Annotated in this window: 14 protein-coding genes; 8 read left to right on the top strand and 6 right to left on the bottom strand. The window is 63.2% G+C overall.

Annotated features, from left to right (window positions below; all coding sequences use genetic code 11):
* Window positions 1-63: 63 nt before the first annotated feature.
* The 5 genes from ACQ4W0_RS19780 to ACQ4W0_RS19800 all read right to left on the bottom strand — a co-directional run bounded on the left by ACQ4W0_RS19780 (window position 64) and on the right by ACQ4W0_RS19800 (window position 5,694).
* Window positions 64-2,940 (bottom strand): M16 family metallopeptidase, encoded by a 2,877-nt coding sequence (locus ACQ4W0_RS19780; RefSeq protein WP_436578302.1) that lies wholly within the window; start codon window positions 2,938-2,940, stop codon window positions 64-66.
* A 76-nt stretch (window positions 2,941-3,016) separates the two neighbouring features.
* The gene (locus ACQ4W0_RS19785; RefSeq protein ID WP_436578303.1) at window positions 3,017-3,349 is read right to left on the bottom strand and encodes a hypothetical protein; all 333 of its coding nucleotides are present in this window, start codon (window positions 3,347-3,349) and stop codon (window positions 3,017-3,019) included.
* Between the two features lies 1 nt (window position 3,350).
* Window positions 3,351-3,638, bottom strand: coding sequence for a type II toxin-antitoxin system Phd/YefM family antitoxin (locus tag ACQ4W0_RS19790; RefSeq protein WP_436578304.1), 288 nt, complete (start codon window positions 3,636-3,638; stop codon window positions 3,351-3,353).
* Window positions 3,639-3,723: 85 nt separating this feature from the next.
* On the bottom strand, window positions 3,724-4,710 hold the full coding sequence (locus tag ACQ4W0_RS19795; protein WP_436578305.1) for a sensor domain-containing diguanylate cyclase: 987 nt from the start codon (window positions 4,708-4,710) through the stop codon (window positions 3,724-3,726).
* A 90-nt stretch (window positions 4,711-4,800) separates the two neighbouring features.
* Window positions 4,801-5,694: a sensor histidine kinase gene (locus tag ACQ4W0_RS19800; protein ID WP_436578306.1), complete on the bottom strand. Its 894-nt coding sequence runs from the start codon at window positions 5,692-5,694 to the stop codon at window positions 4,801-4,803.
* Between the two features lie 290 nt (window positions 5,695-5,984).
* On the opposite strand from ACQ4W0_RS19800, the gene queE reads away from it, so the two are divergent.
* The 8 genes from queE (at window position 5,985) to ACQ4W0_RS19840 (ending at window position 14,735) form a co-directional block, all read left to right on the top strand.
* A complete protein-coding gene (gene queE, locus ACQ4W0_RS19805; protein ID WP_436578307.1) occupies window positions 5,985-6,620 on the top strand; it encodes a 7-carboxy-7-deazaguanine synthase in 636 nt (211 codons plus the stop codon).
* A gap of 9 nt (window positions 6,621-6,629) precedes the next feature.
* Window positions 6,630-7,076, top strand: coding sequence for a 6-carboxytetrahydropterin synthase QueD (queD, locus tag ACQ4W0_RS19810; protein WP_071077189.1), 447 nt, complete (start codon window positions 6,630-6,632; stop codon window positions 7,074-7,076).
* Entirely contained in the window at window positions 7,069-7,578 is a 510-nt protein-coding gene (gene tadA, locus ACQ4W0_RS19815) for a tRNA adenosine(34) deaminase TadA (protein WP_436578308.1), read from the top strand. The genes queD and tadA overlap by 8 nt, the downstream gene beginning before the upstream one ends.
* 232 nt (window positions 7,579-7,810) lie before the next feature.
* Window positions 7,811-10,174: a TonB-dependent hemoglobin/transferrin/lactoferrin family receptor gene (locus ACQ4W0_RS19820; protein ID WP_436578309.1), complete on the top strand. Its 2,364-nt coding sequence runs from the start codon at window positions 7,811-7,813 to the stop codon at window positions 10,172-10,174.
* Window positions 10,175-10,235: 61 nt separating this feature from the next.
* Complete coding sequence (locus tag ACQ4W0_RS19825; protein ID WP_436578310.1) at window positions 10,236-11,393, top strand: hemin-degrading factor; 1,158 nt, start codon at window positions 10,236-10,238, stop codon at window positions 11,391-11,393.
* Window positions 11,394-11,660: 267 nt separating this feature from the next.
* Window positions 11,661-12,578 carry an alpha/beta fold hydrolase gene (locus ACQ4W0_RS19830; protein WP_436578311.1) on the top strand — a complete coding sequence of 306 codons (918 nt, stop codon included), beginning with the start codon at window positions 11,661-11,663 and terminating at the stop codon, window positions 12,576-12,578.
* A 42-nt stretch (window positions 12,579-12,620) separates the two neighbouring features.
* Entirely contained in the window at window positions 12,621-13,538 is a 918-nt protein-coding gene (ldcA, locus tag ACQ4W0_RS19835) for a muramoyltetrapeptide carboxypeptidase (RefSeq protein WP_436578312.1), read from the top strand.
* 18 nt (window positions 13,539-13,556) lie between these two features.
* Entirely contained in the window at window positions 13,557-14,735 is a 1,179-nt protein-coding gene (locus ACQ4W0_RS19840) for a DUF418 domain-containing protein (RefSeq protein ID WP_436578313.1), read from the top strand.
* On the opposite strand, the gene ACQ4W0_RS19845 is transcribed toward ACQ4W0_RS19840, so the two are convergent.
* The gene (locus tag ACQ4W0_RS19845) at window positions 14,732-15,448 is read right to left on the bottom strand and encodes an SOS response-associated peptidase (protein WP_436578314.1); all 717 of its coding nucleotides are present in this window, start codon (window positions 15,446-15,448) and stop codon (window positions 14,732-14,734) included. The genes ACQ4W0_RS19840 and ACQ4W0_RS19845 overlap by 4 nt on opposite strands.
* Window positions 15,449-15,540: the final 92 nt, after the last annotated feature.

The raw sequence follows: 15,540 nt of genomic DNA on the forward strand, positions 1-15,540 counted from the left end.
TGCCCAATACCAGGTCAACCTCATCCGGTAAGCTGCATCGGACGAGGTTGGCCTGGCACAAACTTACTTGGCGAACGCCTGCGCCGCTGGCGTCACGGTGACGGCTTCCGGCTTGATGTGCAGCTGCATCGCGCCGATGACCTTGTCTTCATCGAGCAGCGCCTGCGGCTTGTTGCTGTCGTACTTGATGGGAGAAAACGCGTCGCTGACGAGCTTTTCCTTCAGGCCGGCCGCATCCTTGGCGACGATCACCACGGACAGGTTCTTCGCCGACAAATGCTGCTTGATGGCACGGTTGACATCGGCCACCGTCAGCTTGGACAAACCATCACGCATCAGCTTGGTAAACTCGGGCGTGCCATACCATTGCGAATCGAGCGCGTAACCCAGTTGCTGGTCTTGCGTCGAGGTCATGACAAACACGTTTTTCATCAGGTAGTCGCGCGTGGTGGCGAAATCGTCCTGCGTCAAGCCATGGTCGACCAGCTTGCCCAATTCCGTCAGGGCCACGCGCAGGGCGAAGTGGGCGTTGTCCGGCGCCACGGGGCGTATCCAGATTTCGAACAGCTGCGCCTTGCGGCCCAGGTTCGGGTTCGGGAAGAACTGAAACATGCCGCGCGGGAAGGCTTCGATATACGCGTAATCGCCATAGTTCATGCCGCGAATTTCACGGATGCGCTGGTAGAGGTAGGAATTCGAGGCACGGTGCTCGCCCAGCCAGGTCTTCGCCAGCCACAGGGCGGGAAAGTCCGGGTGCGTGCGCGTCACTTCCAAAGGCAGGCCGAAGGAAATGGCCGTGGCGCGCGTGTTTTTCTCGATAATTTCCACTTCCAGTCCCTGCGCCTTGCGACCTGCAGGTTTCAGCGTGGCCGGCAAGCCGGCACCGGCCGGCAGTTTGCCGAGTGCCTGGGTCAACGAGGCCGTCATGGCGTCGGAGACGTCGCCGGAAATGCCCACCTTGACGGCGCCTTGCGCATACGCGCTCTGCCAGAACTGTTTCACATCGTCCAGGGTGATGGCGTCGATGCCGGCCACCGTACCCAGCACCGGGTGGCCATACGGCGTGCCCGCGTAGACATTCGTTTGCAGGCGTTCCTTGGCGAATTCCTCTTCGTTATTGTCCTTCAGGTCCAGCAGCAGCGCGTTGCGTTGCGCATCCTTCAGGCGGCGGAAGTCTTCCTCGCGGAAACCGGGCGAGAGCAGCAGCGGCAGGGCGATGGCGTTGAACTGCGTCCAGTTATCCTTGTGGATGGAGCCCGTAAACGTCGTCATTTCCTTGTCCACCTGCTGGGAAAAGCTGCCGGCCAGCGGGAACAGGGCCTGATTGACCTCGTCGATCTTGCGCTCGGACGAGCCACCGGACGCTACCATGGCGGCCGTCAGTGCGGCCAGGCCTTCCTTGCCTTGCGGATCTTTCGCGGAACCGGCCGTAAACAGCAGCTTGTAGCGGATTTGCGGCAGCGCGGATTTTTGCACCAGCACGTCGAACTTGGCGTTCGAGGCTGCCGGCAGCAGGCTGGCCAGCTTCGGCGTGGTGGCGATGGCGGCCGCCATCGGCTGGTTCGACAGGGTCGTCACCACCAGGCCGTCGTCCGTCAGGTATTTGCGCGCGGCGGCTTGCAGGTCGGCCGGCGTGAGCGTATCGATCAGGCGGTAGTACTGGTTGATGGTGGCGTACGAGCGGTCGAAATGCACGAAGGACGCCAGGGTGCCGGCGATCTGCTCCGTGTTGTCGAGCGAGCGGATCAAGCCGTATTTTTCGGCCGACTTGGCGTCCGCCAGGTCTTTTTCGCTAACGAGCGTGTCGCGCAGCTGCGCCACGGTGGCCAGGATGGCGTCGCGCACGTAGACGGCGTCATCGATGTTTTTCACGCGCGCGCCCAGCACGGCCAGGGTCGGGTCGACCCGGTCCGGCGTCATCTCGAACAATTGGTCGACCTTTTGCTCGTTCTGCACCAGTCGTTTATACAGCGGTGAAGTGCGGCCGAACGACAGCGACAGCAGCGTTGCCAGCGCCGCCTGGTCCTTGTCCTTCACGGAAAACGCGGGCGCGTGGAAGCCCACGGCCACCCACGGCAGGGTCGGCGTCGGCCAGGCCACGTGCTTGTAGACGGGGCCGCGCGGCGCAGGCTCCACGGGCACGGCCGCCTGCTGCTTGCCGCGTTGCCAGCCGCTCCAGTATTTTTCCACCAGCGCGATGGCTTGCTGCGGCTCCACATCGCCGGCGATGATGATGGTGGTGCGCTCGGGACGGTACCAGCGGTCGAAGAAGAGCTTCGAGTACGCGTACTGGTTCGGCATGTCTTCGATGTCCTGGATGAAGCCCATCGTCGTGTGCTTGTAGGTATGCGTGGTGTAGGCACTGTCGCGCATCACTTCGAACAGTTTCGAGACGGGATTGGCGCTGTTCTTGTTGTATTCGCCCAGCACGGCCCGCGATTCCGTCTTGAACGCATCTTCCGCGTAATCGAGGTGCTGGAAGCGGTCCGCCTCCACCTTCAGCACGGTTTCCAGGTCTTGCTTGGCAAACGTGGTGTGGTAATTGGTCAAATCGTCGCTGGTATAGGCATTCTGGCGCGCGCCGGCACGGGTGATGACTTCCTGGTATTTCTCGGGCGGATAGGCCTTGGTGCCACGGAACATCATGTGCTCGAAAAAGTGCGCGAAACCGGACTTGCCCTGCTCGACTTCATTGCGCGAACCCGTCTGCACGGGAATCTGCAGCGAGACCAGGTTCGGGAAGCCGGTCGGCACGATGATGATTTTCAAGCCGTTGGGCAAGGTCTTTTCCGTGGCCTTGAACGGCAGCAAGTCGGCTTTGCTGGCAGTGGCGCTGTGGGTGGCAGCCGGCTTGACGGGCGCGGCGCCCAAGTTGGACGAGGCCATGGCCGACAGGGCCAGGGCGAAAGCAGGTAATAAAGCGGGCATGATTCTTGACACGAAGGCTCCTTCTTTTTTGGATGTTATGAAAGTGCAACACCGCAGCATAGAATATTCGTGTCGCCCTGCATAGGGGCTAAAAGTCCGGCCGCAGGATGCGCGTGGTGAGGTGGCTGAGGAAGTCGCGCCGGGTGGGCAGGAACATGCGGATATACACGATGTCATGCGCACGCTCATGGTGGTAGACGATGCGGATCTCTTTGCACAGGCGTTGCCGCACATCCATGCCGACTTCGCGGGCGGCCTCGATGGGGGCGCCGCTGTCGGGCAAGGTCTTGATATCAGCGAATAATTGCCGGAAAGCGCAGCTGAAGTGTGCGTACGCCGCCGCTGTGTGGCGTGTCTTGAAGTCGCTGCGCAATTCCCAGAAATCGGCCTCGGCGCTTTTCAGCACGACGATGCGCGCCATGTCAGTCCTGGTCGAGGCTGGCCAGGAAGCCTTCTTCGGACACCACGTCGCCGCGCGCGATTTCCTGGTTGCCCATGGCGATCAGCTTCATGAACGCATGCTGTTCCTGCATCTGCCGCGCTTGCCGCTTGCCTTCCTGATACGCGTGCATGGACAGCACAACCATCTTCGCTTCGCCATTTTGCGTGATGATGATGGGCTCGTCCTGGCCCGCGTCAAAGCTGTTGACGATTTCCGTGGTATTGGCCTTGAGGTAGGAAATCGGCTTGATGCGTTCCTTGAGGTCCATGGCGGCTCCGAATAAGAAAGAAAACTGTGGCAGGACTAAATATACACCAAATTTGGTCGTGTTTTCCGGGGCCGACACTTGTTGCTTACGAGAGCGTCGTTTCCGGCAGGCTGATGCGGTTGCGGCCCAGGTGCTTGGCGCGGTACAGGGCGCAGTCGGCCGTGTGGATCAGCTGCCCCGGTTCCGTGCCGGGGCCGGGCAGGGCTGTGGCCGCGCCGATGCTGACGGTGACGCAGGCACCGTCGGGGCGCTTGCGCGGCAGTTGCAGCCGTTCCACGCGCTGGCGGATGCGTTCGGCCACGATGGCAGCGCCCTTCAGCGACTGGTTCGGCAGGATGACGGCAAACTCTTCGCCGCCATAGCGGGCCACCATGTCGTTCGCGCGCATTTCGCTGGCCACGGCGCCGGCCACCTTGCGCAGGCACAGGTCGCCGCCCTGGTGGCCGTGGCTATCGTTGTACTCCTTGAAATTGTCGACATCGACCATCAGCAGCGACAGGGGTTGGCCCTGCCGCTGGGCGCGCTGCCACTCGGCCAGGATGGTATCGTCGAAACAGCGCCGGTTCGCCAGCCCCGTCAGGCCATCGCGCGTGGCCAGGCGTTGCAGTTCCACCTGCGCGCGCTTTTCATCGGTCATGTCGCGCAGGGTTTCGACTACGGCGATCAGTTCGTCGCCATTGCCGTAGATGGGACTGGCATCGACGGCCAGGTAGCGCCGCCGCCCCGTGCGCGGCATGTCGCACCAGTTTTCCGCGCACAGATTGCTGCCCGTGCTGCTGCGGTATTGCTGCTGCGCATGCAGCGCGCGCAGGTCGCCGCCGCGTCCGGCCAACAGCAGGTCGGCCAGGGTGGGGCGCTCGTCGTTGTAAAAGCAGCGGCCCGGCTCGTGCGTGCCCAGCACTTCACTGGCCGGCACGCCCGTCAGTTGCTCGCAGGCGCGGTTCCAGATCATGACCCGACCATGCACATCGAGGACAAAGGTGGGCACCACCAGCAACTCCATCATCTTGACGGCGAAACCCTGGGCTTCATCGCAGGGCGATGCGCTGGCATGTGCATGGCTATCCGGCATGTATGCATCCTTCTTGGGCGTGAATGGGGGCTGGCTCGTTGGCCATGATGCAGCGTGGGGAGGCGATGGTGTTGATATTGAGCAATATTTTCAGCGATGGACCATCGCTTCTTCGTGGCTGCTTGGCAGGGGCAGGGGCAGCGACAGGTGCAAGGTGGTGCCGGCTCCGCTGCGGCTGTCGATGTGCAGCTTGCCGCCGGCGGCCGCCACGCGCTCATGCATGCCGGACAGGCCGCAACCTAGGCGCGGCGGCGAGCCCGACAGCCCGACGCCATCGTCGCTGATGCGGCATGCCAGGGTGTCGCCCGCTTGCTGCAGGCACAGCTGGACATGTGTGGCGCGCGCATGGCGGGCGATATTGGCCAGCGCTTCCTGCAGCGCGTGGTATAGCAGTGGACCGTGCGCGCTGCCGGCGGCGGCGTCGAGCCGGTAATCGCAGCTGCAGTCTATGCCTGTGCTGCGCTGGAAGTCCGCCAGCAAGCCGTCGCACGCCGCTTGCAGGCCGGCATCGAGGGCGGGCGGGCGCAGGTCGTGGATGACGCGGCGCAGCGCCGCGATGCTGAGGTCGACATTGCGCGCCATCATGGCCAGTTGCTGCGCCAACTGGGGCGTCGCGCCAGGCTTGCCGGCCTGCAGCAGGGACAGGTCGATTTTAAGGGTCAGCAAATGCTGGCCCAGGTCGTCGTGGATGTCGCGCCCGATGCGCAGGCGTTCCTGCTCGCGCGCCTTGCACTGCCCGCTGGCCAGGCGCGCCTGCTCGGCGTCCGCGCGCAGTTGTTCCAGCGCCTGCCGGCGCAGCGCCAGCCGGTGCTGGCGCCACAGCAACAGGGTCAGCGCGCCCAGCAGGATGTCACATGCCGCCATCCAGGTGGCGGGTGTGTCTGCCGGCAGCATCGGTACGGTGTGCAGGGCAGTGATTGCGCCGGCCGCCAGGCAGGCCAGGGTGCTCAGGCGGTACGGCGGGCGTAGCCAGCGTTGCAGCATGTCCTTGCTCCCTAAATATTTTCCAGTAGGCAATGTTCTTACAGAAAATATATTAACTTTGACTTATTAATATTGTCTAAACGCAAAAGCTACGCAGTTATGCCTGCCGCTGTGGCTTTCTTGGCCGTTGACGCCGCGGCGCCAGGTGGCGGCCACGGCATTTGCACGGGAAGTGTCGCGCCGGCATATAATAGAGGGTTGTCAATCGGCTTTTTGCAGTGACGGCGCTGTGCGCCGGCACCACTGCGGTCGCCCTGCGCGAGGACGCCAGCCAGCTCTTAGGAAATACAGTGACTTATAGCATCAAAGAGATTTTTTACACCCTGCAGGGCGAAGGTGCGCACGCGGGCCGTCCGGCCGTGTTTTGCCGCTTTTCCGGCTGCAACCTGTGGACGGGCCGCGAAAGCGACCGCGCCACCGCCGTGTGCCAGTTCTGCGACACGGACTTCGTCGGCACGGATGGCGAACTGGGCGGCAAGTTCAAGACGCCGCAGGAACTGGCCGCGCTGATCGACAGCCTGTGGCCGGCCAGCTACGCGCCCAGTAAATACGTGGTGTTTACGGGTGGCGAGCCGCTGCTGCAACTGGACACGGCCCTGATCGCCGCCATGCATGCGGTGGGCTTTACCATCGCCATTGAAACCAATGGCACCTTGCCCGTGCCGGACGGCGTGGACTGGATCTGCGTCAGCCCGAAGATGGGTTCCACGTTGGTGGTGCACAAAGGCAATGAAATCAAGGTCGTCATCCCCCAGTTTCAGCAGGACCTGGCCGCCTACGAACAACTGGATTTCGAGAACTTCTTCGTGCAGGCGATGGACGGCCCCCTGGCCGCGCACAACATGCAGCTGGCCATCGAGACGTGCAAAAGCAACCCGAAGTGGAAGCTGAGCCTGCAAACCCATAAACTCCTGCAAATACCTTAACAAAACAATATGCTGACTATCACACGCAAGCTCGAATTCGACGCGGGCCACCGCATTCCCGACCATAAAAGCCAGTGCCGTAACTTGCACGGCCACCGTTACACGGTGGAAATCACCCTGGTCGGCAAGGTCATCGAAGCGGAAGGCAATTCCGACAATGGCATGATCATGGACTTTTCCGACGTGAAAACCCTGGCCAAGCAGCATCTGGTCGATGTGTGGGACCACGCCTTCCTCGTGTATGAAAAGGATGTGGCCGTGCGCGACTTCCTGGCCAGCCTGCCCGACCATAAAACCGTCGTCATCGACCGCATTCCCACCGTGGAAAACTTGGCGCGCATCGCCTTCGAGATACTGAAAGCGGCATTTACCGACCATTTCGGCACAGGCTTGCACCTGCATAAGCTGGTGTTGCATGAAACGCCGAATTGCTGGGCAGAAGTGACCGATGACTGAAACGCACGATAGCGCGCAGGACGCGCGCTACATGCAACTCGCCCTGGAGCAGGCCCAGCACGCGTGGGATCTGGGCGAGGTGCCCGTCGGCGCCGTCGTCGTCAAGGGTGGCGAAGTCATCGCCGTGGGCTACAACCAGCCCATCGGCCGCCACGACCCCACGGCGCACGCGGAAGTCATGGCCTTGCGCGCGGCCGCCGAAAAGCTGGGCAACTACCGGCTGCCCGGCTGCGAGCTGTACGTGACCCTGGAACCATGCGTGATGTGCTCGGGCGCCATGCTGCATGCACGCCTGGCGCGCGTGGTGTACGGTGCGGGCGACCCTAAGACGGGTGCCTGCGGTTCCGTGCTGAACCTGTTCGAGCAGCCGGCGCTGAACCACCAGACGGCCATCGAAGGCGGCGTACTGGCCGACGAGTGCGGGGCCTTCCTCAAGCGCTTCTTTGCCGAGCGCCGCCGTGCGCAGGCGGAAGCGCGCAAGCTGGCCAATCCGCAGGCCTGACACCAGCCATGACAGGGCAGGGCCGCCATGGCCTTGCCCAGCATGCCATCCCTGCCAGCCCTCCCGGCTGGCATTTTTGCAACTGTTGCGAAATAACATCTATATAGACCACTTTACCATTCTCAAATGAGAATGATTCGTGTTACAGTATTGTTTTCGCCAGCAAACTTCCCTGACGCCTTGTCGTTGATTCGGGTTCAAGAGCCAGCCTTTACTCTTAGACCGGATCATCATGACTACAGTGCTTCTGCAGCGCTCCGCTGCACCCGTCGTATCCCTCGCGCCACTTCCCGTTCGCCGCCACAACCTGGTGTTGCGCGCCGCCTTGCTGGGCCTGTTCGCCGCGCCGCTGTTGCCGCTGCATGCGCAAACCACCGCCATCAACGCGGGCACGGCGGCCCAGGAGCCGGCCAAGCTGCCCGTGTTTCCGGAAATCGTCGTCAATGCCAAACAGGACTATGAACGCCGCGCCGGCACCAAGACTGTCATCCGCAGTGAAGACCTGGAGCGCCGCAACGTGACGGACATGGGCGGCATCGTGCGCTACCAGAGCTTGATCAGCGCGCCGATGGCGGCCTCGGGCGGCGGCGGCATCTGGGACGGCGCCGGCAATACGGGCTACAACATCCGTGGCCTCGAAGGCAACCGGGTCAGCCTGGAACTCGATGGCATTTCCCTGCCGGATGCGGCGCCGAAGCCGGACAGCACGACCCTCAACGCCTTCGGCATGGGCCGCGATTATTTCGATCCTGAAACTTTCCGCGAAGTGCGCATCGATTCGGGCACGACGGCCGCCAGCGGCGCCAATCCCGGCCTGGGTGGCGGCGTGGCTTTCATCACCAAGTCGCCCGAGGATTACCTGGGCGAAGGGCAAGACCACTATGTGGCCTATAAGTACGGCCGCGCCACGGCCGACCGCAGCAATGCGCACACCCTGACGGGCGCCGCCAGGATCGGTGCCAGTCTGCAAGGCCTGGCCGTGTATGTGCATCGCGATGGCGAGCAGCTCGATAGCCGTGGCAGCGCGCCCGTCAACCCGGATGACTGGCATTCGAACGCCTTGCTGTCGAAGCTGGTGTGGGCCTTGCCGGGCGAACAAAAGCTGGACTTGACGGTCGACATGTTCGAACGCAAGAACAAGCGCGATCTCAACAATAAAGTCAGCGCCATGTACCCGGACGGTGTGCAGCAGGATTCCACCACCAAGCGTACCCGCGTCAGTCTGGGCCACGAGGTGGTGCTGAAGGACTTCGCCCTGTTCGACCGCCTGACCTCGAAAGTCTATCTGCAGAACGCGAAGATCGACGACAAGAGCAAGGGACGCTATACCTACCGCGGCAACTTCCAGCGCGCCATCGACACCAGCTTCAAGAATGACATCATCGGCTTGAGCTCGGAAGCCTTCAAGCAGCTCAATGCCGATAACGCGCTGCTGTATGGCGTGCAGCTGGAGCAGGGAAAATCGCGCCGTCCCTGGTTGGAGGACCGCACGGTGGTCGCCACGGGCGAGCACCAGATCACACGCAAGAACCGCATGGCCGACATGGACAGCAGCAAACTGGCCCTGTACGTCCGCGACGACTACAGCTTTGACCTGGGCGGCAAGAAGGCCGTGCTGACGCCGGGACTGCGTGCCGACTACCGCAAGCTGGAGCCGAAAAACCTGCAAAACTACCTCATCGGCGTACCGGGTGCCGCCAAGGAAGTGCGCAAGGACAGCGACACCTACTTCACGCCGAGCCTGAGCCTGTCCGTGGAAGTGCTGCCGCAAATGCAGGCCTACGCCACGTTCACGCGCGGCACGCGCCTGCCGACGGCGGTCGAGCGCACGGGCACCTATGATTCCATCAGTTACACGGGCTCGGGACAGGGCTACGCCGTTCTGGGCAATGCAAATCTGGGCAAGGAAACCAGCAAGGCGTATGAACTGGGCCTGAAAGGCGACGTGACCAGGGGCTTGAGCATGCACGCTTCCGTCTACCAGACGGAATACAAAAACATGATCGAGTATGTGGCGCAAGACCTGGACCCGGTGAATTACCCGACCCTCACCCAGGGCTTGTTCCGTCCGGAAAACATCGGCAATGCGCGCACCTGGGGCGCCGAGCTGAGCCTGCGCGCGGAACTGGGTACCTGGTTGCCGGCCATGCAGGGCTACCGCGTCGACCTGGCCACGGGCGTGGCCAAGGGCCGCTCCTTCAATACCCTGACGGGCGAGAGCGGCGGCCTGGCCTCGGTGGCGCCGGCCAAGACTGCGCTGACCTTCGGCTACGATCACGCGAATCAACTGTTCGGCCTGGCGCTGACGGCCGTGCACGCCGGTGAAAAACAGGCGCCGAACGACTTGCTGATGGGCACGACCGCGCCGCGCTTCACCGTGCCGTCCTACACCATCTTCGACTTGTCGACTTACTGGAACGTGCACAAGAACGCCAAGATTATCGTCGGCGTGTACAACTTGACGGATCGCAAGTATTGGGATTACGCCGCCGCGCGCAGCCTGTCTGCCGGCACCACGGTGGCCAGCCGCGCCGAGATCGAACGCTACGCCAAGCCGGGTCGCAACGTCGCAGCCAGCCTCAGCATCAACTATTGATTTTTACCGGGGAGGGGTGCTTGCCCCTCTTTTTTTCCATGTTTGATTGAATGGTCCCTCTATGAAGTTATCCAAACTCGTTCTATCCCTGCTATGCAGCCTGCTGATTGCAAACGCAACCGCGGCCCCAGCCACCTTGGCGGAACGCTGGTCCACCTTGCGCACGGAACAGCCGAAACTGCAGATCCGCGACGCGGCGCGCGCGCTCGGCGTATCCGAAGCGCAATTGCTGGCCACCAACATCGGCAAGGGCGTCACGCGATTGCAGGCGGACGGCAACCAGCCGCGCGAAATCATGCGCGCCGCGCTGGACCTGGGCCTCGTGCAAGCGATCACGCGCAATGAAAATGGCGTCATCGAAACGACGGGCGTTGCCAGCAAATTCAAGCAGGCGGGCGACAAGTCGGAACAGGCCGACGCCAAACAGGACCCGGAAACGGAAGCGCGCCAGCGCAATATCGCCGGCGGCTACCTGGGCGGCCAGATCGACCTGCGTTTCCACTTTGAAAACTGGAAATACGCATTTGCCGTGGAGCAAGCAGGCCGCGACGGCAAGCCGACGCGCAGCCTGCAATTCTTTGACGCCAACGGCACGGCCGTGCACAAGATCTACCTGCGCAACGAGCCGGGCGTGGCCGTCTACGACAAGCTGGTGGCAAACTTCCGCGCGCCTCAGCAAAGCGGGGAATTGAACGTGCTGGCCGTGGCGCCGAAAGCGGCCGAGAAGCCGGACAGCGAGATCGACGTCAAGGAGTTCCAGCTGGCCTGGAAAGACATGACGGACGTGCACCAGTTTGCGCAAATCATGCGCGAATTCCATTTGACGCGCGAACAGGCGCTGCGCCTGGCGCCGGCTGGCGTGGTCGAGCGCGTGACGCCCGCAGCGCTGCGCACCTTGCTGGAAAACGCGGCGAAGGACAAGGTCGCCATCATGGTCTTCCTGGGCAATGACGGCTTGACGCAGATCTACAGCGGCAAGATCGAGAAAACCATGGCTGCCGGCGGCTTCTTCAACGTGCTGGACCCGGACTTCAACCTGCACATCCGCGACACGGCCCTGCGCAGCGGCTGGGTCGTCAAGCGCGGCGGCGTCACTTCAGTCGAATTCTTCGATAACGATGGCACGCAAGTGGTCTCCTTCTTCGGCGTGCGCGAGCGCGGCAAGCCGCAGCCGCAGGCGTGGGTGGACCTGGCAGACAGTTTGCCGAAAGCAAAATAAAGTCTTTTACCAATTGGTGAGTCACAGCGCATGACAGGACCGTAGCGAGCGGAAGCGAATTGTGGTCGAGAAGCGCAACCGTACTGAAGTACGGTGAGCATCGCAGACCGCAAGTCGCGACGCGCAGTAGGTACTGTCATGTGCAAATAGAGCAACACTCCAGTTCGTCTTCCGCATGAGTCGTGATGGCAAGATCACAATAGTGGTATGCTGATTCCAAGGCCGCAGCGATCGTGTCTGCGTGCTGGTTCCTGAAGAGAGGCAATCATGGCAACCATCATGGCGAACGGCCTCAACATAGCTTATGAAAGTCACGGCGACCCTGACGATCCGTGCGTGCTGCTGGTCATGGGCCTGGGCATGCAACTGATCGCCTGGCCGGCGGACTTCGTCGAAGGCATCGTCGAGCAAGGTTTTCGGGTTGTGCGTTTCGATAACCGCGACAGTGGCCTGTCGAGCAAGATGGCGCTGGCGGGCAAGCCGTATTTGCCGCTGGCCTACGTGAAAAACCTTGTCGGCTGGCCCCTGAAAACTTCCTACACCCTGAATGACATGGCGGACGATGCGCTGGGCTTGCTGGCGGCCCTGCGCATTACCCAGGCGCACGTGATCGGCGTGTCGATGGGCGGCATGATCGCGCAAGTGATGGCGGCGCGCGCGCAGCAGCAGGTGCTCAGCCTGACCTCCATCATGTCGAGCAGCGGCCGGCGCGGCTTGCCCGGCCCCACGCGGGCGGCGCGCAACGCCATGTTGCAACGTCCGAAACGCAATGCCAGCCGCGCCGAACTGATGGCGCACATGGCTGCCACCGTGCGCGTCATCGGCAGCCCCGCCTATCCCGTCTCGGAAAAATTGCTGTACCAGCGCATCGAGGCGGCGTTGCAGCGGGGCAGCTGCCCCGAAGGCGTGGCGCGGCAAATGGTGGCGATTGCCGCCTCGGGCGAGCGCACGGCCTTGCTGCCGAGCATCAGCTGTCCGGCGCTAGTGATCCATGGCGCGGCCGACCCCCTGATCCCCGTCGCCTGCGGCATCGATACGGCGGCACTGATCCCGGGCGCCCAACTGGAGGTGATCGAAGGCATGGGGCACGATATGCCGCCCCAGCTGATCGAGCGCCTGCTCGCCTTGATCGATGTGCATCTGCAAGGTAAGATGGCGCCCCAGATGCGCTCCCAGCCAGCTTAAAAGTAACTAGGCGCGCCCACCATTTGACTAGCCGGGCATATTTTGAAGACACCTGAGATTGGCATCGCCATTGTGGCGCCGGGCGGTTGCGCGCCCGATGAAGCGGCCGTGGCGCGCGGCATCGCCCGCTTGCAGGCGCAAGGCGCCACTGTCCACAATTATTACGACCCCGAGCACACCTTCCAGCGCTTCGGCGGCACGGATGCGGGACGCCTGGCGCAGCTTGACGCGGCGGCAAGCGACCCGGCCGTGCAGGTGGTGATCGCCTTGCGCGGCAGCTACGGCATCAGCCGCATCCTGCCCGACATCGACTTCACCGCCATGGCTGCCAGCCGCAAGCTGTTTGTCGGCTACAGCGACTTCACGGCCTTCCACATGGGCTTGCTGGCGAAAACGGGCCGCGCCAGCTTTGCCGGCCCCATGCTCTGCGACGATTTCACCCGCGACGAGCCCGAGCAGTTTACGCTCGACCAGCTGTGGTCGTGCCTGGCCGGCCCCACGCACACGGTGACGGGCACGTCCGTTGGCAATCCGCAGGTTGACGTGACGGGGAAATTATGGGGCGGCAACCTGGCCATGCTGGTGCATCTGCTGGGTACGCCGTACTTCCCCGAGATTCAGAATGGCATCCTGTTCCTGGAAGACGTCAACGAACACCCGTACCGGGTCGAGCGCATGTTGCTGCAATTGCTGCACGCGGGCGTCATTGGCCGCCAGCAAGCGGTGGTGCTCGGTGACTTTTCCGGCTATAAATTGAGCCCGATGGACAAGGGCTACGATGTTGACGCCATGCTGGCCTATGTGCGCCAGCGCTTGCCCGTGCCCGTGCTGACGGGGCTGGAGTTCGGCCATATCCGCCGTAGGGTCACCTTGCCGTTTGGCGGCCACGCGCAGCTGCGTTCGGATGCGTCCGGCTTCAGCTTGCAGGTGAGCGACTACCCCACCTTGTCGCACCCCTGAACGCCCGCCCTGAACGCCATGTCCGCCAAACCCCGCCGTTTGCTGCAGCTCGATGTGCTGCGCGGCATCGCCGTGTTTGGCATCTTGCTGGTGAATATCTGGGGTTTTGCCTGGGGCACGATTTCCTTGCGTTACGGCACCTTGCCCGCGCAGCCGCCAGTGCTGGACCAGCTCGTCATTTTCGGCGTGGCGGCGCTGGCGCAATTCAAGTTCTATCCGATCTTCGCCTTCCTGTTTGGCGCCGGCTTTGCCTTGCAGACACGTTCCCTGCAACGCCAGCTGGGCAGCTGGGAGGCCGCGCAAGCCGCCTACCGGCGCCGCCTGCGCTGGCTGCTGGTAGGTGGATTGCTGCACGGTTTCCTCATCTGGAGCGGCGACGTGCTGACGTCGTATGCCGTCGCCGGCATGCTGATCCTGCCGCTGGCAGCCGCCAGGCTCAGCCGCGTGCGCAACCGCGCCTGGCTGGTGGCGGGCGGCTTTTTGCTGTTCATGTGTTTGCTCATTCCCGTGGGCCAGCAGGGCGGCGCGCCGGACATCGCGCGCGATCTGCACAGTTTTGCGGAGCGTTACGCGATTTACACGCAAGGCAGCGCGTGGGCCGTGGCCAGGCTGCGCGCCAACGATTTCCTCGTCTCCTTGCTGTATGCCATCGTCATGTTGCCGCATATCATAGTGCTGTTCCTGATGGGCATCTTGTCCGTGCGCTGCGGCTGGCTGACGCAGCCGCAGCGCCACCAGCGCCTGTGGCGCCGCGTGCGTGCCGTGGGACTGGGCGTGGGCTTGCCATTCAGCCTGCTGGCGGCGGGCGCCATCGCCTGGCAGGTGGCTGATCCCTATCAAACCGTGTTCGATACGGCCCTGTTCGAAGTGGGCCTGTTCGCCGGCGGCCCCGTGCTGGCGGCCGGCTATGTGGCCGCCCTGATGCTGGCCAGTCCCTTCATGCTGCGCTGGCTGGGCGCATGGCTGGCGCCCGTGGGACGCATGGCGCTGAGCAATTATCTGCTGCAATCGCTGATTGGCACCTGGCTGCTGCAGGGGCCGGGTCTGGGCTGGGGCGCCAGGTTGCGTCCCACAGAGATGCTGGGTCTGGCCGTAGCGATCATGGCGGGGCAGGTGATGCTCAGCCGCTACTGGCTGCGCCATTTCCGCCAGGGGCCGCTGGAAGCGCTGTGGCGCCGCCTGGCGCGGCTGCCTTAATCCGTTCCCCAGTCAAACGCGCCTTGCGGCGATGCCGGCGGCGGCGCCTTGGGCCTGGCCGTGGGCACCAGCGGATTATCCACGGCATGCCACTCGAACAGTTCCACGTCCAGCATGCAGGTGCGCGCCAGGTGCAGCGCCGCTTCGGGCGATAGCGCGGGGTCCAGCCAGCGGTGCGCGTCTTCCAGGCGGACGGCCACGGGGCGGCGGTCGTGGATGTCTACCATGCCGCCCAGGCTGTCGGCCGTCACCAGCACGAAGCCCGCTTCCTCGCGGTTGTGCTTGTAGGGGCCAAACTGGGCCAGCACCAGCAGGAACAGGCGCGCGCGGTCGCGGCGGTGGATGTGCCACGGCTGCTTGCTGCCTTTCTCACCCGTCCATTCATACCAGCCATCGACGCAGACGATGCCGCGCCCCGCGCGCAGCAAGGGTTTCCAATAGGCGCCGGCGAGTTTTTCCAGCCGCGCATTGATGGCGATGGGGATTTTTTTCTTGCCGGGCGCGGGCACGGCTTGCGCGGCCCAGGCGGGGCGGTAGCCCCAGAAGACGTCGTCGACACGGTGCACGCCGTCCTCGATATGCAGCACGGGCCGGTACGTGCCGGGCGAGACGTTCAGGTGCGGCTCGGCCTCGCTGTCGAACACCGCGTCGGTCCAGCCGAAGGATGACGCCAGAGCGCGCGCCGTGTCATTTTGATCGAATCGTCCACACATGGCGAAATCATACCCTATCGCCCGGCGCTGCTAGGACAGGCGCGTGTGTACTTTCTGTGTGTGGTCAAACGTACAGACTGTGATCGGCATAT

Source organism: Janthinobacterium breve, assembly GCF_051380895.1.
In the GTDB taxonomy this organism is placed as follows: Bacteria; Pseudomonadota; Gammaproteobacteria; order Burkholderiales; family Burkholderiaceae_D; genus Janthinobacterium.